The following is a 20,814-nucleotide window of genomic DNA, read 5'->3' as shown; positions in this document are numbered from 1 at the left end:
ATGAATATGCCTGCAACCGAAACGGTCGCCACCAAGGCCACCCAATCACCGAAGACTTCGGTCGCTACACTGTGGCGGCCTGCGCTGAAGCAAGCCTTCGTCAAGCTCGACCCGCGGCAATTGTATCGGGCCCCGGTCATGCTGGTGGTGGAGCTGACCGCGGTCTTCACCACCGTGCTGTGCTTCATTCCCGACAGTGTCGTGCCGGTCTTCGTGGCGGCGCAGATCGCGCTCTGGCTGTGGTTCACCGTGCTGTTCGCCAACTTCGCCGAAGCCTTGGCCGAAGGACGTGGCAAGGCCCGGGCCGACAGCCTCAAGGCCGGTAGCGAGGGCCTGAGTGCTCGTCGTCAGGTTGCCGCTGGCTTTGAAGTGATTCCCGCCAGTGGCTTGCGCAAGGGCGATGTGGTGCGCGTCGAGGCGGGCGAGATGATTCCGGGCGATGGCGAGGTGATCGAAGGGATCGCCGCGGTCAACGAGGCCGCCATCACGGGGGAGTCGGCACCGGTCATTCGTGAATCCGGTGGGGACCGCTCGGCCGTCACGGGCAACACTCGCCTGGTTTCCGACTGGTTGCTGGTGCGAATCACCAGCAACCCCGGTGAATCCACCCTGGACCGCATGATCGCCCTGGTGGAGGGCGCCAAACGCCAGAAGACGCCCAACGAAGTGGCGTTGGATATCTTGCTGATCGGCCTGACCCTGATCTTCCTGCTGGTGGTCGTGACGTTGCAGCCGTTCGCTCATTTCGCCAACGGCAGCCTGCCGCTGGTGTTTCTGGTGGCGCTGTTGGTCACGCTGATTCCCACCACCATCGGCGGATTGCTGTCGGCCATTGGCATCGCCGGCATGGACCGGCTGGTGCGCCTGAACGTGATCGCCAAGTCCGGTCGCGCGGTGGAAGCGGCAGGGGACGTCCATGTGCTGATGCTGGACAAGACCGGCACCATCACGTTCGGCAATCGTCGTTGTGCCGCGGTATATGCCACTCCGGGCGTCAGCGCCAAGGAGCTGGCCGAAGGCGCGCTGTTTGCCTCGCTGGCCGACGAAACCGCCGAGGGCAAGTCTATCGTCGAGTACCTGCGCGGCCTGCATCCACAGCCCGAGCCCGCCGTCGAACTGCTGACAGCCGTCCCCTTCAGCGCTGAGACCCGCTTGTCCGGTGTCGATTATCAAGGGCGCAAGTATCGCAAGGGTGCCGTCGATTCCCTGCTGGAATTCGTCGGCCTGCCACGTAGCGAATTGCCCACGGTGCTGGCCCGGGAGATCGACAAGATCGCCCAGAGTGGCGGCACCCCGTTGTTGGTGTGTGTCGATGGGCGGCTGCTGGGGGCCATCCACCTCAAGGATGTGGTCAAGCCTGGCATTCGCGAACGCTTTGCCGAGCTGCGCAAGCTGGGTATCCGTACCGTGATGGTCACCGGCGACAACCCGCTGACGGCCGCTGCGATCGCCGCCGAGGCCGGTGTCGATGACGTGCTGGCCGAAGCCACCCCGGAGAAGAAGCTGGCGCGTATCCGTCACGAGCAGAACGACGGTCGATTGGTCGCCATGTGCGGCGACGGCGCCAACGATGCGCCGGCCCTGGCCCAGGCCGATGTCGGCATGGCGATGAATGACGGCACCCAGGCGGCGCGGGAAGCGGCCAACATGGTCGACCTCGACAGTGACCCCACCAAGTTGCTGGATGTGGTGCAGATCGGCAAGGAATTGCTGGTGACCCGCGGAGCGTTGACCACCTTTTCCATTGCCAATGACATCGCCAAGTATTTCGCGATCCTGCCGGCGTTGTTCGCTTCGATTTATCCACAGCTGGGTGTGCTGAACGTGATGCACCTGAACAGTCCGCAAAGCGCGATTGTCTCGGCCATTGTCTTCAACGCGCTGATCATCGTGGTGCTGATTCCCCTGGCGCTGCGAGGCGTGCGGGTGCAGGCGGCCAGTGCCGCGGCGCTGCTGCGGCGCAACCTGTTGATCTACGGCCTGGGTGGGATCGTGGTGCCCTTCGTAGGCATCAAGGCAATCGACATGTTGCTGACGGCGTTGAACCTGGTTTGAGCCTGATGCCGGCCAACCGGTCTGCACGCCGCTAGAGGTTGTTGTCCCAATTCGAGGATTCTGAGATGTCCACACTGATACGCCCGGCCTTGAGCCTGTTATTGCTGATGACCCTGATCACAGGTGTCGCTTATCCGCTGGTGGTGACGGGAGTCGCGCAAGTGGCCTTTCCCGCCCAGGCCAATGGCAGCCTGGTCCGGGATGCCGATGGCAAGGTGCGCGGTTCGATGTTGATCGCCCAGGATTTCCAGGGCGATGCCTGGTTCCATCCACGGCCATCGGCCGGCGCTTTCGCCACGGTCGCCAGTGGCGCCAGCAACCTTTCCCCGAGCAACCCGGCCTTGGCGGCGCGTGTGACCGACGAGGCTCGCAAGCTCCAGGTGACCGGCCAGGGGCCGGTCCCGCTGGCGCTGCTCACCACTTCCGGCAGTGGCCTCGATCCGCACTTGCCACCGGCTGCGATTGCCTATCAACTGGCGCGTGTCGCCGCAGCGCGCAGCCTGCCGGTTTCCGCAGTGCAGCAATTGCTGGAGGCACACATCGAGCAGCCCCTGGTGGGGCCGCCGGTGGTCAATGTCCTGGCATTGAACCTGGCGCTGGAAAAGCTCTAGCCGGCCAGGCCGCCTTCGCGGGCAGGCCCGCTCCCACAGGGGATTGTGCTGAACCTGTCGAAGCGGGCCTGCCTGCGAAGGCGCCGGGAGAATTCACTGCATCACTATCCAGAGACAAGAGATCCCTTTGCTATGAGCGACTCCGATCGTGCCGACGCACTGTTAGCCAATCTGCCCCGTCATGATCGTGGTCGACTCAAGGTCTTTCTTGGCGCGGCCCCCGGAGTCGGCAAGACCTACGCCATGCTGCAAGCGGCCCACACCCAACTGCGCCAGGGCGTGAAGGTGATCGCCGGTGTGGTGGAGACGCACGGTCGGACTGAAACCGAGGCGTTGCTCGGTGGCCTGGCGCAGCAACCGTTGGTGCGCTCGGAATACCGCGGTGTGATGCTCGAAGAAATGGACCTCGACGGTCTGCTCGCCGCGCGGCCGACCCTGGTGCTGGTAGACGAACTGGCCCACACCAATGCGCCTGGCAGTCGCCATGCCAAGCGTTGGCAGGATATCCAGGAGCTGCTCACCGCCGGCATCGATGTCTATACCACCGTGAACGTCCAGCACCTGGAAAGTCTCAACGACCAGGTGCGTGGCATTACCGGCGTGCAGGTTCGCGAGACCTTGCCCGATTGGGTCCTGCAAGAGGCCGACGAGCTGCTGCTGATCGACCTGCCTCCTCGTGAGCTGCTGGAACGGCTGCGCGATGGCAAGGTCTACGTGCCGGAGCAGGCCAGGGCAGCCATCGATGCCTTCTTCAGCCAGACCAACCTTACCGCCTTGCGCGAACTGGCGATGCAGACCGCCGCGGCCCAGGTGGACAAGGACCTGACCCAGGGCTACCGACAGATGGGCCAGGCCGCTCCGGCGGTGCGGGGCCGGCTGCTGGTGGGCGTGGATGGCGACGTCCAGGCCGAACGCTTGGTGCGCCATGCCAGCCGTGTCGCCCAACGTCGGCATTTGCCATGGAGCCTAGTGCACGTGGACAACGGCAGCGCCCGGGACGAACCCTCGCGCCAGCGCCTGCAAACGGCCCAGCAACTGGCCGAACGCCTGGGAGGAGAGGTGGTGTTGCTGCGGGCCGGCGAAGTGGCCAGGACCCTGATCCAGCATGCCGCCGAGCGTCGTGCTACGCTGGTGTTGGTGGGACAGTCCAGACCGCGTCTGCGCAGGCGACTGTTCGGCGGCGGCCTGGCGTCGCGGTTGCTGCGAGACGCCAGGGGGCTGGAGATCAACGTGCTGGACAGCGATGAACAGCCGCGTCCCGCCCATGTGCGCTCGGACGCCGCGCGCAGCGGATTCGACTACGCGCTGGCGCTGATTGCAACCATGGCGGCCAGTGCGCTGGCCTGGGGTGTCTCCGGGTTGTTGGCATTGCCCAACATCTCCCTGGTGTTTCTGATGGCGGTATTGCTGGTGGCGGTGCGCAGCAGCCTTGGCCCGGCGCTGGCCTGCGCGGCGCTGTCGTTCCTGGCCTATGACTTTCTGTTCATCCCGCCGAATTTTTCCTTCACCATCCAGCGCGAAGAAGATGTGCTGACGTTGGTGTTCTTCCTGCTGATGGCGGCCCTGACCGGCAATCTCGCCGCCCGCCAGCGTCGCCAGTTGCAGGCCCTGCGCGACACCCAGCAGGAAACCGGGGTATTGCTCGACCTGTCCCGCAAACTCACCGCCGCCACAGACAGGCAGGCGGTGATCAGTGCCGCCGTGCAGCACTTCGACGGTTGGCACGATTTGCAACTGTGTCTGCTCAACCGGGATGGCCAGGCTGGCTGGAAAGTCGAGACCGGCGAGCCGCTGACCTTTACCGAGGCCGAGCGCGCTGCCGCCGACTGGGCCTGGCAGCATGACCAGCCAGCGGGCGCCGGCACCGGGACGCTGCCATCCGGACGCTGGTGGTGGTGGCCACTGTCGGTGGAAGGAGGGCCCTTGGCGTTGCTAGGGGCATGCCCCAAGGATGGCAAGCCGTTGAATGGCCAGCGGCGTCGTTTGCTGGCTGCCCTCAGCCAGCCGCTGGCCCAGGCATTGGCGCGGGCCCAGCTGGCCCAGGATCTGGAAGCGGCGCGCCTGCATGGCGAGACCGAGCAATTGCGTAGCGCCTTGCTGGCTTCGGTGTCCCACGACCTGCGTACGCCGCTGACTGCGATGCGCGGCAGCATCGACAGCCTGTTGGCGCTGGGGGAGGCGATCCCGCTGGCGGATCGTCGCGAATTGCTCGAGGGCACCCGGGATGAAGCCGAGCGGCTGGATCGCTATATCCAGAACCTGCTGGACATGACCCGCCTGGGCCATGGCGCCTTGAAGCTGGCGCGGGACTGGGTGGCGCCGGCCGATATCGTGGGCAGTGCGCTCAATCGACTTCGGGCGGTACTGGCACCCCTGGCGGTCAGCGTCGAGGTACCTGCCGAACTGCCGCTGCTGCATATCCATGCGGCCCTGATCGAGCAGGCCCTGGTGAATGTGCTGGAGAACGCCGCGCGATTTTCGCCGGCCCAGGGGCGTCTGTTGCTGAGCGCCGGAGCGACGGACCGCGAAGTGTTCTTTGCCGTGGCCGATGAGGGGCCGGGCATTCCGGCTGAAGAGCGCGAGAAAATCTTCGACATGTTCTACACCGCTGCGCGCGGCGATCGAGGCGGGCAGGGCACCGGGCTCGGGTTGGCGATCTGTCAGGGCATGGTCGGCGCCCACGGTGGGCGAATCAGTGTGGATGACGGGCTCGACGGGCGTGGAACCTGCATCACCTTGCACCTGCCCTTGCAGGCACAACCGGGCATGGACGATGAAGCCTGAGCCGGACTGGGATATTCTCCTGCCATCTATTTGTACCGAACGGACCCCATGAACCAGACCGCCACACTTTTGGTCATCGACGATGAACCGCAGATCCGCAAGTTCCTGCGCATCAGCCTGGCTTCCCAGGGCTACAAAGTGCTGGAGGCCGCCACGGGCAGCGACGGCCTGACCCAGGCGGCGTTGAACAAGCCGGACCTGCTGGTGCTCGACCTGGGCCTGCCGGACATGGACGGCCAGCAGGTACTGCGTGAGTTCCGCCAATGGTCGACGGTTCCGGTGCTGGTGCTATCCGTGCGCGCCAGCGAAGCGCAGAAGGTCGAGGCGCTGGACAACGGAGCCAACGACTACGTGACCAAGCCGTTCGGGATCCAGGAATTCCTGGCCCGGATCCGTGCCCTGCTGCGCCAGGTCCCGGCGGGGGAAGCACGGGAAGCGGCGCTGACCATCGGACCGCTGACCGTGGACCTGGCTTATCGCCGCGTGCTGCTGGACGGCGCCGAAGTGGCCCTGACCCGCAAGGAATATGCAGTGCTGGCGCAGTTGGCGCGCCATCCGGGGCGAGTCATCACCCAACAGCAGTTGCTCAAGGACATCTGGGGGCCAACCCATATCGAGGACAGCCATTACCTGCGGATCGTGATCGGCCACCTGCGGCAAAAGCTCGTCGATGATCCGACCCGTCCCCGATTCATCGTGACCGAGGCGGGGGTGGGGTATCGGTTGTTGGGAGAGGGTGGTTTTTAACCCCTCGGTCTTCAGCCAAGCCTTGCCACAATTGTTGCTTCAGCTCTGTTCACTTTCATACCGATCCAGGGTGTCACTGGCGATTTCCCTGCCTAGCGCGATCAGTTCCGGCGCCTTGTAGAATTCGAAAAAACGGCACACGCGCTTGGGCACGTTGATCAGCACATCCGGCGGATAGCCGGCGATCTTGTATTGGGCCAGGGAGGTCTGCATGACCTCGAAGCTCTGGTTGATCAGGTCCAGCAGCGAGGCCGGGCCGACGTTATCGATGATGAACGAGCCGGTGGCGGATTTCGGGGCGCCTTCGGATTCCGGCGCCGCGGCCGGTTGCTGGCCTTCGGGTTCGGCCGATTCTAGCCAGGGGTTGATGTCGGCGGCCTCGGCCCTCAGCGCTTCCTGCTCCAGTAACAGCAGTTGTTCGGCCTGTTTGCGGCGAAACGGCAGGCGCGAGCCCAGGGAACTGACCAGGGTGTCGAAGCGACGCCTGAATGCTGCGGGTCGCGGGATGACTGGCAGGCGGTATTGCCTCTGGTTCGTGGCATTGAGGTTGACCGCGATGATCAGGTCGCAGTGGCTGGACACCACCGGCACGATCGGCAACGGATTGAGCAGGCCGCCATCCACCAGCATGCGATTGCCTTGCATCACCGGCGTGAACAGGCTGGGGATGGCCGCCGAGGCCCGCATCGCCTGGTGCAGGCAACCTTCCTGGAACCAGATTTCCTGTTGGTTGGTCAGGTCGGTGGCCACCGCGGTATAGGGAATGCGCAGGTCTTCGATATTGAGTTCGCCGACGATCTTGCGGATCTGCCCGAAGACTTTTTCCCCGCGAATCGCCCCCAGGCGAAAGCTGACATCCACCAGCCGCAACACGTCCAGGTAGTCGAGGCTCTCGATCCAGTTGCGATAGTCGTCGAGCTTGCCCGCGGCATAGATCCCGCCTACGACGGCCCCCATGGAACAACCGGCAATGCAGGCGATGTCGTAGCCACGCCGTTCGATCTCCTCGATCACCCCGATATGGGCGTAGCCCCGTGCACCACCCGAGCCCAATACCAATGCGACACGTTTTGTCATGACCTGGCCTCTTGTCGAACAGGCTTCAACAATGCACTCATCGACGGCCCGGCTCAATCGTTGTGGCGCGAGCGTCGTTTTTTGACACACCGGTGTGGCATTTTTGTATGCTCGCCCACACTTGAATTAACGCGGTCGGGCCTTGGCACTTTTTGCCGGCGGGACCGTCTTACCAGCACGACTGTTGACCTTGAGGTGTTATCAATGAAAGCCCGGATCTGCCTGCCCCTGGTGGCATCCCTGATGGTTCTGGCCCTGGCCGGTTGCGCCGGCAAGACCGCGTACCGAGACAGTTGCGGCAGCCAGCTCGACAGTGCCTGGCGTGAACTCGACCTGGCCAAGGCCGAAGGCTTTGCCGGTACCGTCAGCTATTCCAAGGCCCTGTCGTTGCTGACAGGCGCCAAGACCCAGCAACAATTCGAAGCCTTTGAAGGCTGCACCAAGAAAGCCGAGAAAGCGCGTTTCTACATTCGTGAGTCCCGCGCGGGGCGATAAAAGCAGCGACACGTTGTAAGCTGCAAGCCTCAAGAGAGGCGTTGTGCCTGTGAGGCTTGCAGCCTGGCGCTGCTAACGGAGTAAGCCCATGATCGATCGGCTGGTGGCCCGGATACTGGGCCTGGAAGTCCGCCTGCTGGCCTGCCAGGCCCGCCTGAATGCCCATACCGACAGCGAAGCGTTGCATGACCTGCGCACCACGGTCCGCCGTCTGCGCAGCCTGCTTCGCCCGTTGCGCGGGTTACCCGGGGTCGAACAGCTGGAAGCGGCCGCCTCGGCGGTCGGCACCCTGACCACGCCATTGCGGGACCGGGAAGTACTGGCGGCCTACCTGGAGGCGCACGGCAAGCCGCAAGCCGCTCAGCACCGTCAGCTGCAGATGGCCCAAGCCTATCCCGCCGTCGCCGCGAGCCCCGAGCTGGGGCACTTGCTGATGATCCTCGATGCCTTCCCACGCTTCATTCGTGCCGCCCAGCGCCAGGGGGTGCTCAAGGGATTGCGCAAGCGCATCGAAAAGCGCCTGGACAAGCAATGGAAGAAACTCGGTGAAGCCTTGGACGATCCGGCTCACGACCGTCATCGCTTGCGTTTGTTGATCAAACGCGTGCGCTACGCCATCGAAGCCTATCCCGAACTCGATCGCCTGCCCGAGGCGGCCATGCCTCGGCTCAAGTCGGCCCAGGCCGCGTTGGGGGACTGGCACGATTGCTGGCAATGGCTGGCCAGGGCCGAGCAGGAACACGACCTGCAATCCTGCGTGCCGAGCTGGCGGGTCACCATGGAAAAGGCCGAGGCCAAGTCCGACAAGGTGCTCGACAAGCTGATAGCGGACTGCTTCGACAAGTCCTGAATCCTGGCTGCATATTTTCCCCACGGGAGCGCTGTCTCCCGTATTCCTCTTGTCACGGATGACGGGTTCGCGGGCACACTCGCTCCCGCGGTCGATCAAGGGTGGATTTGAAAAGCTGCGGCCTATCTGTCCGTTTCTTTGGCCGGAATGAGCGCTGTGCCGCTCGCACGGGCTGGTTAAGATCCGTTCATCGTTCTTCCCCACTTTCGAGGTTGTCATGCGCTTTTCCGATTTGATCGATGCCGTGCGTCGCCAGCCAGATGCAGTGACCATCGCGCCCGAATGGGGCCAGGGGCGCGCCAGTTTTGGTGGGTTGGTGGCGGCGTTGCAGTATGAGGCGATGCGTGCGCGGGTCCCGGCGGATCGTCCGGTGCGTTCGCTGGCGATCACTTTCGTCGGTCCGGTCGAGCCGGACGTACCTGTCAGTTTCGAAGTCGAGGTGTTGCGCGAAGGCAAGGCGGTCAGCCAGGTGGTGGGGCGAGCGGTGCAGAAGGGCCAGGTGGTCACCCTGGTCCAGGGCAGTTTCGGCGCCTCTCGTGCTTCCGTGGTGGCGGTACAGGCCGACCCCGCGCCGTCCTTCACGAATGTGGAGCAGTGCCAGGAGTTGCCCTACGTCAAGGGCGCCACCCCGGAATTCATGCGGCATCTGGCAATGCGCTGGAGCGTCGGCGGCCTGCCGTTCACGGGCAACAAATCCCGGAGCATGGGCGGCTGGGTACGGTTACGGGGGGATGTGAAGGAAGAGCCGCTCAACGAGGCCCACATCCTGGCGTTGGTGGACGCCTGGCCTCCGGCATTGTTGCCCCACCTGACGCAAATGGCTCCGGGCAGCACACTCACCTGGACCATCGAATTCGTCCAGCCGGTGCTGGAACTCACGACGCTGGACTGGTGCCAGTACCTGGCCGAGATCGAGCACGCCCAGGACGGCTACGGTCATGTCGCCGCGAAATTCTGGAGCGCCGATGGGCGCCTCATCGCCATGAGCCGGCAGACAGTGACCATCTTCGGCTGAAGGGAGCTCGCGACTCAGCGCCGGTGGCGGTCCCGCCAGGCGCGCCACCAGCCACCGCTGAACAGGAACCTGGGAAAGGTCAGGAACTGTTCCACCAGCAGCCGCGATACCGCGTCTTTGCGGTCGCTGAACGGTTCGGAGGCCTGTGCCTCCAGACCATGGCCGTGGCGCTGCAAGCCCAGCGCGGCGATCACGCCGATCACACCGATGGCGATATTCGCCAGGTTCAGGCCGAACACCCCCGACACGATCAGCAGGAATGCAACGATGAACAGCGGCACGGCAATCAGGTGCAGCACCAGGTTGGTCGGGTGACGGTGATTGTCAGGGTAGGCACGCCATTGCCAGGCGGCAAGGTTGGGGTGACGTTTGCCCATGATGCTGTTCCTCGATTCGTCTACACATATGGGTGAAGAATAGGCGTCGACCGTTGGACCGGCGAATCGAGGTTGGTTATCGGGGCGATAGAATCAAAAGGCAATGGCGGGATTGACTGTTGGGCTCGCTTGAAAATCAAGAAAGCCCGCCCCAGTGCGTAAAGCCGTCCGCCCTTCGAATTCGCTAAATGAACAGCATGACCCCCAGTGCGGGAGAGGGCTGGCGCTGAATCGCGGGCTCAGAGCTTGAGTTGCCCGATCGCCTTGTTCAGTTCGCCGGCCAGGGTCGCCAGGTCATGGCTGGTGGTGGCCGAGTCCACTGTCTGGCGCACGGTGTTTTCGGTGACGTCGCGAATGCTGACCACCGCCCGGTTCATTTCTTCGGCGACCTGGCTCTGCTGCTCGGCGGCGACGGCGATCTGGGTATTGCTCTCGCGCATCTGTGCCACCGCCCCGGTGATCTGTTCCAACGCCTCGCCTGCCTCGCGGGCCTGTTGTACGCAATCGTCAGCCTTGTAGGAGCTTTCCTGCATGAAATCCACGGCATCCCGGGTGCCTGCCTGCAGGGCCGCTATCATGCCGGTGATCTCGTCCGTCGAGGTTTGCACGCGCTTGGCGAGGTTGCGCACCTCATCGGCCACCACGGCGAAGCCTCGGCCCATTTCCCCGGCTCGCGCTGCCTCGATCGCCGCGTTGAGGGCCAGCAGGTTGGTCTGTTCGGCGATGCTGTGGATGACGCTGACCACGCCGTTGATCTTCTGGCTGTCTTCGGCCAGGCGCTGGATCATTTCGGCGGTCTGCTGCACACCGGAGGAAAGCCCGGTGATCGATTGCTGCACACGGCCAACCACCTCTCGGCCATTGCCCGCCAGAGTATCGGCGGTTTTCGACAGGTCGCGGGTGGCGCCGGCATGTTGAGCGATGTGGTACACCGTGGCGGACATTTCGTTGATCGCCGTCGCCGCCTGATCGGTTTCGCTCTGCTGGCCGAGCATGCCGTGGCGCACATCGTTCATGCTCGATGCCAGGCGTGCCGCTCCACTGTCCAATTGGCGTGCGGTGCTGGCCACGGTATCGACCACGCGTTGATAACCGGCCTGCATGGCATTGAATGCCGCGGCCATCTGGCCCACTTCATCCCGGCAGGCCAGAGGCACACGAGCGGACAGGTCGCCGGTCCGTTCGACGTGCAGCATCACGTCCTTCAGGGTGTTGAGTTGGCTGAGCAGGAAGCGGATCAACAACTGCGACGCCCCCAGCATCGCCAGCATCAGTACGAATACCGCCACCGCGTATTGGCTGAAGCGTTCTCTGAATACCTGGCTCAGGCTTGCGCCAGGGACCAGTACGGCGAGCTGCTGGCCGTCGCTTCGCTGGATCACTTCGGCGCCCAGCAGCGGCCGCTCACCGAACAAGGGACTGGCGTCGAATTCGACCCGGCCTGCGGCCCCCTCCAACGCCGGTAATGGCTGGTCCTCGAAAACGGGCACCTGGCCTCGGGGGAAGCTCAGCAGGTAATCGGTCTTGGGCAGGGCCTGTCCGGCAGGCCAGCGATCGAGCAGCCGGGCCTGGGCCTGGGCATTCGCCAGGGCCGCGTGGTTGCGGGCCTGTTGCTCCAGATGCACCGCGTAAAGGACGAGCAGCAGGGTGGTCACGAAGGCCACCGCATTGACCGCCCAGAATTTGTATTTCAGTGAGATATTGCTAAGCCAGGCACCCATGGAAGGTCTTCTCTGATAGCGGAAACAGTTTTGGCAAGGTGCCATTATTCTGATGCTATTCAGCGCGGCGCATTTTGATATGGGTCAACGGATGCCGTGTGCCGTTGGATAGGGCTAGCCGCAAATCACAGGCAAACCAAAAAAGGCCCTGGCGCACGCGGTACTGTGGACCGCCAGCTCTTCCCGGGATTCGCCTCGGTGCAAGGCGACTTCGCGCAAGACCTCTGTCAGATAGGCCGGTTCGTTGCGACCGTTCTTGGGCTTGGGGCGCAGCGTGCGCGGCAACAGGTACGGCGCATCGCTTTCAAGCATCAGTCGGCCGCGAGGGATGTCGCGCACCAACGGGTGCAGGTGCGTGCCGCGGCGCTCGTCACAGATCCAGCCGGTGATGCCGATGTGCAAGTCCAGATCGAGGTAGCTGTACAGTGCTTTTTTTTCACCGGTGAAACAATGCACCACGGCGGCGGGCAAGCGGTCGCGGAAGTCCCGGAGAATTTCCAGCAGGCGCTGGTCGGCGTCGCGTTCGTGGAGGAAGACCGGAAGCTGCAGTTCCGTCGCCAGGGCGAGGTGCTCCTCCAGGACCTTCTCCTGTTGTGGGCGAGGGGAGAAGTCCCGATTGAAATCCAGCCCGCATTCGCCTACTGCCCGGGCGCGGCCTTGCTTGAGCAGATCCTTGAGACGCCGGGCGCTGTCGTCGGTCCATTCGCTGGCGCTGTGTGGGTGAATGCCGGCAGTGGAAAACAGCCGCTCGCCGGTTTCATCGAGGCGCTGGCACAGCTCGATCGCCTGTTCGCTGCTGTCGATGCTGGTGCCGGTCAGGATCAGTTGGCAAACCCCGGCTTCATAGGCGCGCTCGAGCACCGCCTGGTGTTTGTCGACGAAACTGGGGTTGGTCAGGTTGACGCCGATATCGATGAGTTGCATGGTGCTACCTCGGCCCAAGGGCCCGAAAGCATACCAGAGCTGTAGATTTATAAGAAAAGCCAAGAACTACAACGAGTTGAGGCTGTCTGTTGAGGCCACGAGACAGGTCGGGTTGGTATAAATGCCAGCGCTGTGCCAGTCTTGCGCACTTTTCAGCGCCCCAGGCGCTCTGTTTCCGTCGGCTCAAGCCTCGATTCTGAGGAAGGCGAGCGTCGGTATCCTTCCGGAGTGTGGATGGTACGTCCTCAGGTGTTGTTACTGCTGTGTTGTTCGCTGCTTTTGCCGATGCCGGCCGAAGCACGGCTGCCCGGGCCAGTACAAGCTGTGGCGCCGGGTACCGTGCGTGATCTGGCGCAGATCCGCAGCAGTCGCGTGCTCAAGGTGCTGGTCAATCAGAGTCGTAACAGTTCCGGTGAAGTCCAGGGGCAATCCATCGGTGTCGAATATCACCGGCTGCGAGCCTTCGAGCAGTACCTCAACGGCCATGCCCGCGATGGCCAGCAAATCACTCTCAAGATCATCCCCACGGCCAAGGATCAGTTGCTCGGCGCCTTGCACCGTGGCGAAGGCGACCTCGTGGCGCCGGGCGAACTGCTCGAACCCCAGGCCGGCCAGGCGGTCAGCGCCAGCGATCCGATCCGGTCCGATGTGCCATTGCTGCTGGTGGGCATCAAGGGCGAGAAACGTTACACCCGCGTAGAGCAGCTCTCCGGCAAGACCCTGGCCCTGCCCAACGGCAGTGCCGCGGGGGACGCGGTGAACCAGATCAACCAGAAACTGGCGCTGCTCAAGTTGCCTGCGGTGAAGATCGAATGGGTCGATCCCAGCCTGGCGGTTGAAGATGTGCTGGAGATGGTCCAGGGCGGGATCTTTCACCTGACGATCATCGAACAACCCATTGCCGAGCGCTGGGGCAAGATCCTGCCCAAGCTGCGTTTCGATCGACAGGTGCCCATTGGCGAGCCGCAGAGCGAGCACTGGTTTGTCCGCCGCGACGCCGCGATGCTGCGTGCGAGCATCAACGGCTTCCTGACCACCTACAAGGTTCCGTCCAACCAGGACGCGGCGTTCCTGCGTATCTATCGTCGTTTGTACCAGGTCCACAATCCCTTGGCCCGGGCCAATCGCCAGCGTCTGGAGACGCTGCGTCCGGTGCTGCAGAAGCACGCCGAGGCCCAGAACATGGACTGGCTGAACCTCGCGGCCCTGGCGTTCAAGGAGTCTGCCCTGCAACCCAGTGCCCGCAGCGGCAGCGGTCCCACGGGACTGATGCAGATCACGCCTTCGGCGGCCCAGCGGGTGGGGGTGGGCAATATCCAGAACCTGGATGCGAATGTGCAGGCCAGCGCCAAATACCTGGCCCTGATCCGTCGCAAGTTTTTCTCCAGCCCCAAACTCAACGAACGTGAACGCATGGCCTTCGTGCTGGCTGCCTACAACATGGGACCGGAACGGGTGCAGGGCATGCGTGCCGAGGCCCGGCGACGGGGCCTGAACCCCAACCAGTGGTTCTTTCAGGTCGAGCGCATTGCCATGGAGCAGGTGGGAATGGGCGCCGTCAGCTACGTTAATAGTGTGAACAAGTACTATCTGGCGTTTGATCGAGAGCGAGAGTCGCTGGAGCCCAGGGAGCAAAAGGTCGCTCTGCGGAAATGATCTAATAATTCGAATGGTATAGCGGATTTTTTCCGCTTTTATCATGAGTTTAATCGATTAATATGGCGACCACACAACGCACACACCAAGGAATGCACCCTATGAGCACTGTCATCAACAAAGTCCTGTCCACTCGTGCCGGTTATGGCCTGACTGTTCTGCGCATCGCTGTAGGCATCATTTTCGCCGCCCATGGCGCGCAGAAGCTGTTCGGCCTGTTCGGTGGCTACGGTCTGGCGGGGACGGCCCAATGGATGGAAAGCATCGGCCTGACGCCTGGTTACCTGATGGCCACATTGGCGGGCGGTACGGAGTTCTTCGCCGGCCTGGCCCTGGTCATTGGCTTGCTGGCCCGCCCGGCGGCATTGGGCCTGGCGTTCCTGTCGCTGGTGGCGATTTTCTCGGTGCACATCGGCAACGGTCTGTTCATGGCCAACAACGGTTATGAGTTTGCCTTGGCCTTGCTGGCCGGTAGCATCGCGATACTGATCGAAGGTGCGGGCAAGTTGTCGGTCGACGGTGCCGTCGCTCGCTGATCGCTTTCGCGGATTGCAAGAGGCCCGTCTGCTACGGGCCTTTTTTGTGGGCGCTGATTCTTGACACTGGCCGGTCGGCTTCTCTAGGATGCTGCGCATGCGCCGATTTAAACAGCTACTTGCGGGGCGCCAGGTGACTCAGGGAGTTGCCGTCAGAAGCCAGAGACACGGCTTCGAAATACCGCTAAAGCGCTGGTTCGGTGTTGCCTCTCACCTGCCATGCAGACTTTCGAGGCAGAGACACGACACGATGAACGCACCCAACTCCCTGGCCCGTCTGGCGCCTATTACGGCAAGTCTTCTGCAGCGTAATCCGAAAATCCTCCTGGGCGGTACCCACCAGCCTACATTGTTGCGCTATCTCGATGGCTGGCCTCGACGCAGCCACGGCCCCGCGGCATTCCTGATTCAATTCGTCGAAGACGGCGAGTCGCTGGCACGTTTTGCCAACGACAGTTTCGACCTGGCCGTCATCCAGGCGCCCAGTGCGGCGGATGCTCCGGAGATGATCCGGCAATTGACCCGCGTGGCGCGGCAAGGGTTGATCACGCGGCGGTGAGGGAGGCGCTCTTTGCCTTTGCCCGAAGCCGATTGGCATGCATGCAGTTGAAGACGATCTGGCTGCGGGTCGACCAGTCGGTATTGATGATGTGGAAGCGTTGTATATAGCTGTCGCTGTTCCTGGACTCGAACCACAGATCGATCTTGTCGCTGAAATCATCCGGAATATGCAGGGGCAGCACATACTTGGCGCATTGTATCGAGCGTAGGACGAAGTCGGGTTTCTTCCGGGCGGATTGTTCGTCCATGAACGTCTTCAAGGCGCTGGTGGTATTCAGGTTCTTGCCGCTCCATTGGTGTTCCACGCCTTTCCAGTATTTGGCCCTGACGCGGTGGTTGTAGGAGATGACCACCGTGCGCCCCGGCCGATGCGTCCAGATATCTTCCACCGTTGCCTTGCGCCAGTTCCTGGGAATGAGCCGTTGCCCGATTTTCGTATGGATCAACTCATGCAGTTCCCGATGGGTCGCGCGGGTGAAGTTTTTGAACTTGTGAAAATTTAGAATGATGATTTCCTTCGCCCGCGTTGCCTTGTGGTCGAGGTCGTCGTAGAAATTGTTCAATTGATCCAGGACATCGCCGCCCACGGTGCGCCCGGATGAGGTGAGGTGGAACAATTGAAAGCGCCCGTCGCTGCCGGGGGGAGCGTTGCCAGAACACACCACGCGCAGGTCCAGCACGCGAAAGCCCGCCAGGATCTGTTCGATGATCGGCACGTCCTGGGTCTTCTCTTGAGGCAGCGTAAGGTTGGGGGCTTTTTTATCGGCTCCGGAGTCATGCGTGCCGGGCAAGATAAGTTCGTCGATGCGCAGTTTGTATAACTCGGGGGTGTTGTACATCCAGCAATCCAGTCCATGGTGGGTAATCTGCATGATTATTCATCCTTGAATAATTTTTTTGAGCAAAAGGCGTGACGTGACACAGCCTGCGCCAGTCATTCTGCGCAGGACAGCAGCCGTGTCAAAGTTTCAAGTTTGGTGGGATGTTTCCGCGCCCGCGTGCCCTAGGGCAGGCACGGGTCATGGATAGGCGATGTCCACGATGTAGACCAGCTTTTCACCTGTAGGAGTCTGGACCCTGACTTCGGCGTCCAGGGCCTTGCCAATCAACGCCCGCGCCAAGGGCGAATCGATGCTGATCAGGTTCTGTTTCAAATCCAGTTCGTCGGGCCCGACGATGCGATAGCGCGACTCTTTGCCGTCCTCATCTTCGACCGTGACCCAGGCGCCGAAGTAGACCTTGTTCGGGTCGCTGGGTTTTTCCGTTACCACCTTGAGCGCTTCGAGGCGCTTGGTGAGGAAACGCACACGGCTGTCGATTTCCCGCAGCATTTTCTTGCCGTAGGTGTACTCTGCATTTTCCGAGCGATCGCCCTGAGCCGCGGCCTCGCTGACGGCCTGCGTGACCTGAGGGCGACGCACATGCCACAACTCATGGAATTCGGCACGCATCCGCGCTTCGCCCTCGGGAGTGATCAGGGCGGTGCCGGCGGTGCGGGGAGGGCGATAACGACTCATGGCGGCTTCTTTTGACGATGAGACCGAAGTCTATCAACCCTCGCGCAAAACTGTCAGCGGGCTGGCGTTGAGTGCCCGACGGGTACCGAACACCCCGGCGTAACCAATGAGCAATGCTCCCACCAGCGGCAATACCAGCAGCCATGGATGTGGATGCCAGGGCAGGTCGAAGGCGTAGCGGTAGAGCACCAGGCTCACGACTTCCGAACCCAAGGCCGCCAGCAAGCCGCTGACCGCGCCCAGCAGGCCGAACTCGATGCGTCGTGCCTTGACCAGCAGCGGTCGTCCGGCGCCCAGGGCGCGCAACAATGCGCCTTGGCGGATGCGTTCATCGAGCGTGGCCTGCAGGCCGGAGAACAGCACGGCCATGCCCGCCGCGAGTACGAACAGCAGCACGTATTCCACGGCCAGGGTCACCTGGGCCAGGATGCTGCGCAATTGTTCGAGCAAGGCTTCGACCTGCAGGATCGTGACCGCCGGGAACGCCCGGGACAGCTCGACGATCTGCTGATCGTGACCGGCGGCCAGATAGAAACTGGTGAGGTAGGTGGCCGGCAGGTCCTTCAAGGTGCCGGGCTGGAAGATCATGAAGAAGTTCGGCTGGAAGTTGTCCCAGTTGATTTCCCGCAGGCTGGTGACCTTCGCTTCGCGGTTGACGCCGCCCACACTGAACAGCAATCGATCGCCGAGCTTGATCTTGAGGTTCTCGGCTACCTTGCCCTCCACCGAGACCCCCGGCATGTCATCCGGCGGTTGCTGTGGCCACCAGGTCCCGGCCGTGACGACGTTGCCCGCCGGCAGGTCCGCGGCCCAGGTCAGGCTCAGGTCACGTTGCAGCGCGCGGTCCCCGGCCGAATCCTTGGTGACGAACTCCTTGGCCGGCTCGCCGTTGATGCTGATCAGCCGTCCCGGTACGACAGGGTAGAGGGGAGCCGATTGTGCCGACAACTGCAGCAGCTTGTCGGTGAAGGCCTGCTTGTCATTGGGCAGGATGTTCAGGGCGAAGTAGTTCGGGGCATTTTTCGGCAGTTGGTTCTGCCAGGTGTCCAGCAACTCGCCGCGCAAGAGCGCAATCAAGGCCATGGACAGCAGGATCAGGCCGAACGCCAATGACTGCCCGGCTGCCGCCAACGGATGACGCAGCAACTGGCCGAGCCCCAGTCGCCACGGCAACGAGGCACGCGCCAGCATCCGGCGCAGGCTTTGAAGCAGCAGCAACAGCAGGCCGCCCAGTACCAGGGCGGCGACGACGCCGCCACCGAGCAGGGCGAAGGTCAGCACCAGGTCCAGGCTCAGGCGCCACATGATCAAGCCCAAGGCACCCAGCGCGGCACCGTAGACCACCCAGGTGCTGGAGGGAATCGGCAACATGTCCCGGCGCAACACCCGCAACGGCGGCACTCGCCCCAGCGCCGCCAGTGGCGGCAGGGCGAATCCGACCAGGGCCACCAGCCCGGTGCCGGTGCCGGCAATCGCGGGCAGCAGACCGCCCGGCGGCACGGTGGCAGGCAGCAGGTCGTGCAGCAGGGCGAAGAGTCCCAATTGCGCGAGCCAGCCGAGCAGGGCGCCACTGATGCTGGCCAGCAGGCCCAGTACCGCCAGTTGAAGGCTGAACAGCAACATGGTTTCCCGGCGTGACAGGCCGAGGCAGCGCAACAGGGCACTGGCATCGAAGCGGCGGGTGGCAAAACGATTGGCGCAGAGCGCGACGGCGACGCCGGACAACAGCACCGCCACCAGGCTGGCCATGTTCAGGTAGCGCTCGGCCTTGCCGAGTGCGCCACCGATCTGCCGGTTGCCGTCGCGGGCGTCCTGCAGGCGCTGGTTGGCTTCGAGGCCGGGATTGACCATGTCGCGGTAAGTCTGCAAGGCCGGTGCCGGGCCTCGCCACAGTTCGCGATAACTGACACGGCTGCCGGGCTGGACCACGCCAGTGGCTTCCAGGTCCTCCAGGTTGATCATGACCCGGGGGGTGAGGCTGTAGAAATTGCCGGCGCGATCCGGTTCGTAGGTCAGTACCCGGCTCAGGCGCAGGGTCTTGTTGCCGACATCGATGCTGTCGCCGATTTTCAGGTCCAGTGCCGTCAACAGGCGTGCTTCGACCCAGGCCTCGCCCGGTTTCGGCCGCCCGCCGGCTTCTTCCGGGGCGAACGGAGTCGGTGCGCTTTTCAACTGCCCGCGCAAGGGATACAGCTCGTCGACTGCCTTGACGCTGGACAGCTGGATGCCGTTGTCCGTGGCGACCACGCTGGAGAACTCCACCACCTGGGCATGTTCCAGGCTCAGGTCGGTGCCGCTGCGGATCTGTTCGGGGCGGGCGGGCGAGCTGCCTTCGAGCAGCAGGTCGGCACCGAGAAATTCAGTGGCGCGCATCATCATCGCGCCGTTGAGGCGGGCACCGAAATAACCGATGGCGGTGCTCGCCGCCACCGCCACCAGCAGGGCGAAGAACAGCACGCGCAACTCGCCGGCGCGGGCGTCGCGTAGCAGTTGGCGAACGGCGAGACTGAACAGGCGCAACAGCGGCAGGCGTGCCATCAAGGCTCCAGGGGGGCGACCATCTGGCCGGCTTCAAGTCGGATCAGGCGCCGGCAGCGATGGGCCAGGCGTTCATCGTGGGTGACCAGCACCAGGGTGGTGCCGCTTTCCTTGTTCAATTCGAACAGAAGATCACTGATGCGCTCCCCGGTGTGGCTGTCGAGGTTACCGGTGGGTTCGTCGGCAAACAGTACGTCGGGTTCGGCGGCGAAGGCACGGGCAATCGCCACACGTTGCTGCTCGCCGCCGGAAAGCTGGCGGGGCGAGTGCGTCAGGCGTTGCCCGAGGCCGACCCGCTGCAGCAATTCCGTGGCCCGCTCCCGGGCGTCCTTGTGACCGTCAAGCTCCAGCGGCAGCATGACGTTTTCCAGGGCGTTGAGGCTGTCGAGCAACTGGAACGACTGGAAGACGAAACCGACATGCTCGGCGCGAATCCGGGCCCGCTGGTCCTCGTCCAGCGCACTGAGGGCCTGGCCGGCCAGTGTCACTTCACCGCTGCTGGGCAGGTCGAGGCCGGCCAAGAGGCCCAGGAGCGTGGATTTTCCGGAACCGGAGGCGCCGACGATGGCCAGGCTGTCGCCCTTGTTCAGTTCCAGGCTGAGTTCGTGCAGGATGGTCAGTTCACCTTCCGCGCTGGGAACCACTTTGCTAAGGTCCTTCGCGGTGAGAATGCTTGAGCCCATGGAGAATCCGATGCGTGTGTGGTTTTTGAGTGCCGGCCTGGCCTTGATGTGCATGGTCCAGAACGCAGCGGCGGGTACAGTCCTGATCGTTGGCGATAGTATCAGCGCGGCTTTCGGCCTGGATACCCGGCAAGGCTGGGTGTCATTGCTCGAACAGCGGCTCAAGGCCGAGGGTTTTGACGATAAAGTGGTCAATGCTTCCATCAGTGGCGACACCAGCGCGGGCGGCCAGGCGCGGCTGCCGGCGCTGCTTGCAGCCCATAAACCGGACCTCGTGATCCTCGAGCTGGGGGGCAATGACGGCCTGCGTGGACAACCGCCAACACAATTGCAACAAAACCTTGCAGCGATGATCGACAGCGCCCGTGACAGCGGTGCCAAGGTGTTGCTGCTCGGCATGCAACTGCCGCCCAATTACGGGCGACGCTACACCGATGCCTTCGCCAGGGTCTACAGCACCCTGGCCGATGAGAAAAAAGTACCGCTGGTGCCGTTTTTCCTCCAGGGCGTCGGTGGGGTACCGGGGATGATGCAGGACGACGGATTGCACCCGTCCGTCGCGGCCCAGGGCAAGTTGCTGGAAAATGTCTGGCCGACCCTGAAACCGTTGCTTTGACGCTTTTCTACAGGCGGTCTTTCGGCTAATGTGGCGCCCCCGATTTGGAGC

19 protein-coding genes are annotated in these 20,814 nt (G+C 63.1%); 11 read left to right on the top strand and 8 right to left on the bottom strand.

What is annotated here, in order from left to right; genetic code table 11:
* The 4 genes from kdpB to BW992_RS25365 all read left to right on the top strand — a co-directional run bounded on the left by kdpB (nucleotide 1) and on the right by BW992_RS25365 (nucleotide 6,197).
* Nucleotides 1–2,055, top strand: coding sequence for a potassium-transporting ATPase subunit KdpB (gene kdpB / locus BW992_RS25380; RefSeq protein WP_072389307.1), 2,055 nt, complete (start codon nucleotides 1–3; stop codon nucleotides 2,053–2,055).
* A 65-nt stretch (nucleotides 2,056–2,120) separates the two neighbouring features.
* Entirely contained in the window at nucleotides 2,121–2,666 is a 546-nt protein-coding gene (kdpC, locus tag BW992_RS25375; protein ID WP_072389305.1) for a potassium-transporting ATPase subunit KdpC, read from the top strand.
* Nucleotides 2,667–2,798: 132 nt separating this feature from the next.
* Nucleotides 2,799–5,450: a sensor histidine kinase gene (locus BW992_RS25370; protein ID WP_076407261.1), complete on the top strand. Its 2,652-nt coding sequence runs from the start codon at nucleotides 2,799–2,801 to the stop codon at nucleotides 5,448–5,450.
* Between the two features lie 48 nt (nucleotides 5,451–5,498).
* Nucleotides 5,499–6,197, top strand: a complete 699-nt coding sequence (locus tag BW992_RS25365) for a response regulator (RefSeq protein ID WP_076407260.1) — start codon at nucleotides 5,499–5,501, stop codon at nucleotides 6,195–6,197.
* A gap of 39 nt (nucleotides 6,198–6,236) precedes the next feature.
* Here BW992_RS25365 and BW992_RS25360 read toward each other — a convergent pair whose 3' ends face one another.
* Nucleotides 6,237–7,274, bottom strand: a complete 1,038-nt coding sequence (locus tag BW992_RS25360; protein WP_072389299.1) for a patatin-like phospholipase family protein — start codon at nucleotides 7,272–7,274, stop codon at nucleotides 6,237–6,239.
* A 204-nt stretch (nucleotides 7,275–7,478) separates the two neighbouring features.
* On the opposite strand from BW992_RS25360, the gene BW992_RS25355 reads away from it, so the two are divergent.
* The 3 genes from BW992_RS25355 (at nucleotide 7,479) to BW992_RS25345 (ending at nucleotide 9,634) form a co-directional block, all read left to right on the top strand.
* On the top strand, nucleotides 7,479–7,769 hold the full coding sequence (locus BW992_RS25355) for a hypothetical protein (protein WP_039588883.1): 291 nt from the start codon (nucleotides 7,479–7,481) through the stop codon (nucleotides 7,767–7,769).
* A gap of 88 nt (nucleotides 7,770–7,857) precedes the next feature.
* A complete protein-coding gene (locus BW992_RS25350) occupies nucleotides 7,858–8,619 on the top strand; it encodes a CHAD domain-containing protein (RefSeq protein WP_076407259.1) in 762 nt (253 codons plus the stop codon).
* Nucleotides 8,620–8,836: 217 nt separating this feature from the next.
* Complete coding sequence (locus tag BW992_RS25345) at nucleotides 8,837–9,634, top strand: acyl-CoA thioesterase (RefSeq protein ID WP_072389295.1); 798 nt, start codon at nucleotides 8,837–8,839, stop codon at nucleotides 9,632–9,634.
* 14 nt (nucleotides 9,635–9,648) lie between these two features.
* Here BW992_RS25345 and BW992_RS25340 read toward each other — a convergent pair whose 3' ends face one another.
* The 3 genes from BW992_RS25340 to BW992_RS25330 all read right to left on the bottom strand — a co-directional run bounded on the left by BW992_RS25340 (nucleotide 9,649) and on the right by BW992_RS25330 (nucleotide 12,656).
* Nucleotides 9,649–10,011 (bottom strand): Mpo1-like protein, encoded by a 363-nt coding sequence (locus BW992_RS25340; protein WP_072389293.1) that lies wholly within the window; start codon nucleotides 10,009–10,011, stop codon nucleotides 9,649–9,651.
* 239 nt (nucleotides 10,012–10,250) lie between these two features.
* Nucleotides 10,251–11,732: a methyl-accepting chemotaxis protein gene (locus BW992_RS25335; protein ID WP_072389291.1), complete on the bottom strand. Its 1,482-nt coding sequence runs from the start codon at nucleotides 11,730–11,732 to the stop codon at nucleotides 10,251–10,253.
* 114 nt (nucleotides 11,733–11,846) lie between these two features.
* Nucleotides 11,847–12,656, bottom strand: a complete 810-nt coding sequence (locus BW992_RS25330) for a TatD family hydrolase (protein ID WP_072389289.1) — start codon at nucleotides 12,654–12,656, stop codon at nucleotides 11,847–11,849.
* 234 nt (nucleotides 12,657–12,890) lie between these two features.
* Between BW992_RS25330 and BW992_RS25325 the strand changes: the two genes are divergently transcribed.
* From BW992_RS25325 to BW992_RS25315, 3 genes are all read left to right on the top strand, one after another.
* Complete coding sequence (locus BW992_RS25325; RefSeq protein ID WP_076407258.1) at nucleotides 12,891–14,312, top strand: transglycosylase SLT domain-containing protein; 1,422 nt, start codon at nucleotides 12,891–12,893, stop codon at nucleotides 14,310–14,312.
* 101 nt (nucleotides 14,313–14,413) lie between these two features.
* Entirely contained in the window at nucleotides 14,414–14,848 is a 435-nt protein-coding gene (locus tag BW992_RS25320) for a DoxX family protein (protein ID WP_072389285.1), read from the top strand.
* Nucleotides 14,849–15,098: 250 nt separating this feature from the next.
* Nucleotides 15,099–15,407 (top strand): hypothetical protein, encoded by a 309-nt coding sequence (locus BW992_RS25315; protein WP_072389282.1) that lies wholly within the window; start codon nucleotides 15,099–15,101, stop codon nucleotides 15,405–15,407.
* Here BW992_RS25315 and BW992_RS25310 read toward each other — a convergent pair.
* From BW992_RS25310 to BW992_RS25295, 4 genes are all read right to left on the bottom strand, one after another.
* Nucleotides 15,394–16,281, bottom strand: coding sequence for a hypothetical protein (locus tag BW992_RS25310; protein WP_072389280.1), 888 nt, complete (start codon nucleotides 16,279–16,281; stop codon nucleotides 15,394–15,396). The two genes, BW992_RS25315 and BW992_RS25310, sit on opposite strands and share 14 nt — an antisense overlap.
* A gap of 147 nt (nucleotides 16,282–16,428) precedes the next feature.
* Complete coding sequence (gene greB, locus BW992_RS25305) at nucleotides 16,429–16,926, bottom strand: transcription elongation factor GreB (RefSeq protein ID WP_072389278.1); 498 nt, start codon at nucleotides 16,924–16,926, stop codon at nucleotides 16,429–16,431.
* A 33-nt stretch (nucleotides 16,927–16,959) separates the two neighbouring features.
* A complete protein-coding gene (locus BW992_RS25300) occupies nucleotides 16,960–19,464 on the bottom strand; it encodes an ABC transporter permease (protein WP_076407257.1) in 2,505 nt (834 codons plus the stop codon).
* Nucleotides 19,464–20,147: an ABC transporter ATP-binding protein gene (locus BW992_RS25295; protein WP_072389273.1), complete on the bottom strand. Its 684-nt coding sequence runs from the start codon at nucleotides 20,145–20,147 to the stop codon at nucleotides 19,464–19,466. Before BW992_RS25295 ends, BW992_RS25300 begins: the two co-directional genes overlap by 1 nt.
* A gap of 10 nt (nucleotides 20,148–20,157) precedes the next feature.
* Here BW992_RS25295 and BW992_RS25290 point away from each other — a divergent pair, with 10 nt between their 5' ends.
* A complete protein-coding gene (locus tag BW992_RS25290; protein ID WP_072389271.1) occupies nucleotides 20,158–20,763 on the top strand; it encodes an arylesterase in 606 nt (201 codons plus the stop codon).
* Nucleotides 20,764–20,814: the final 51 nt, after the last annotated feature.

The sequence above is a fragment of the Pseudomonas sp. 7SR1 genome, from assembly GCF_900156465.1.
Classification (GTDB): Bacteria; Pseudomonadota; Gammaproteobacteria; order Pseudomonadales; family Pseudomonadaceae; genus Aquipseudomonas.
Note: the sequence above shows the minus strand (reverse complement) of the source record. Positions and strands in the feature narration are given on the sequence as shown.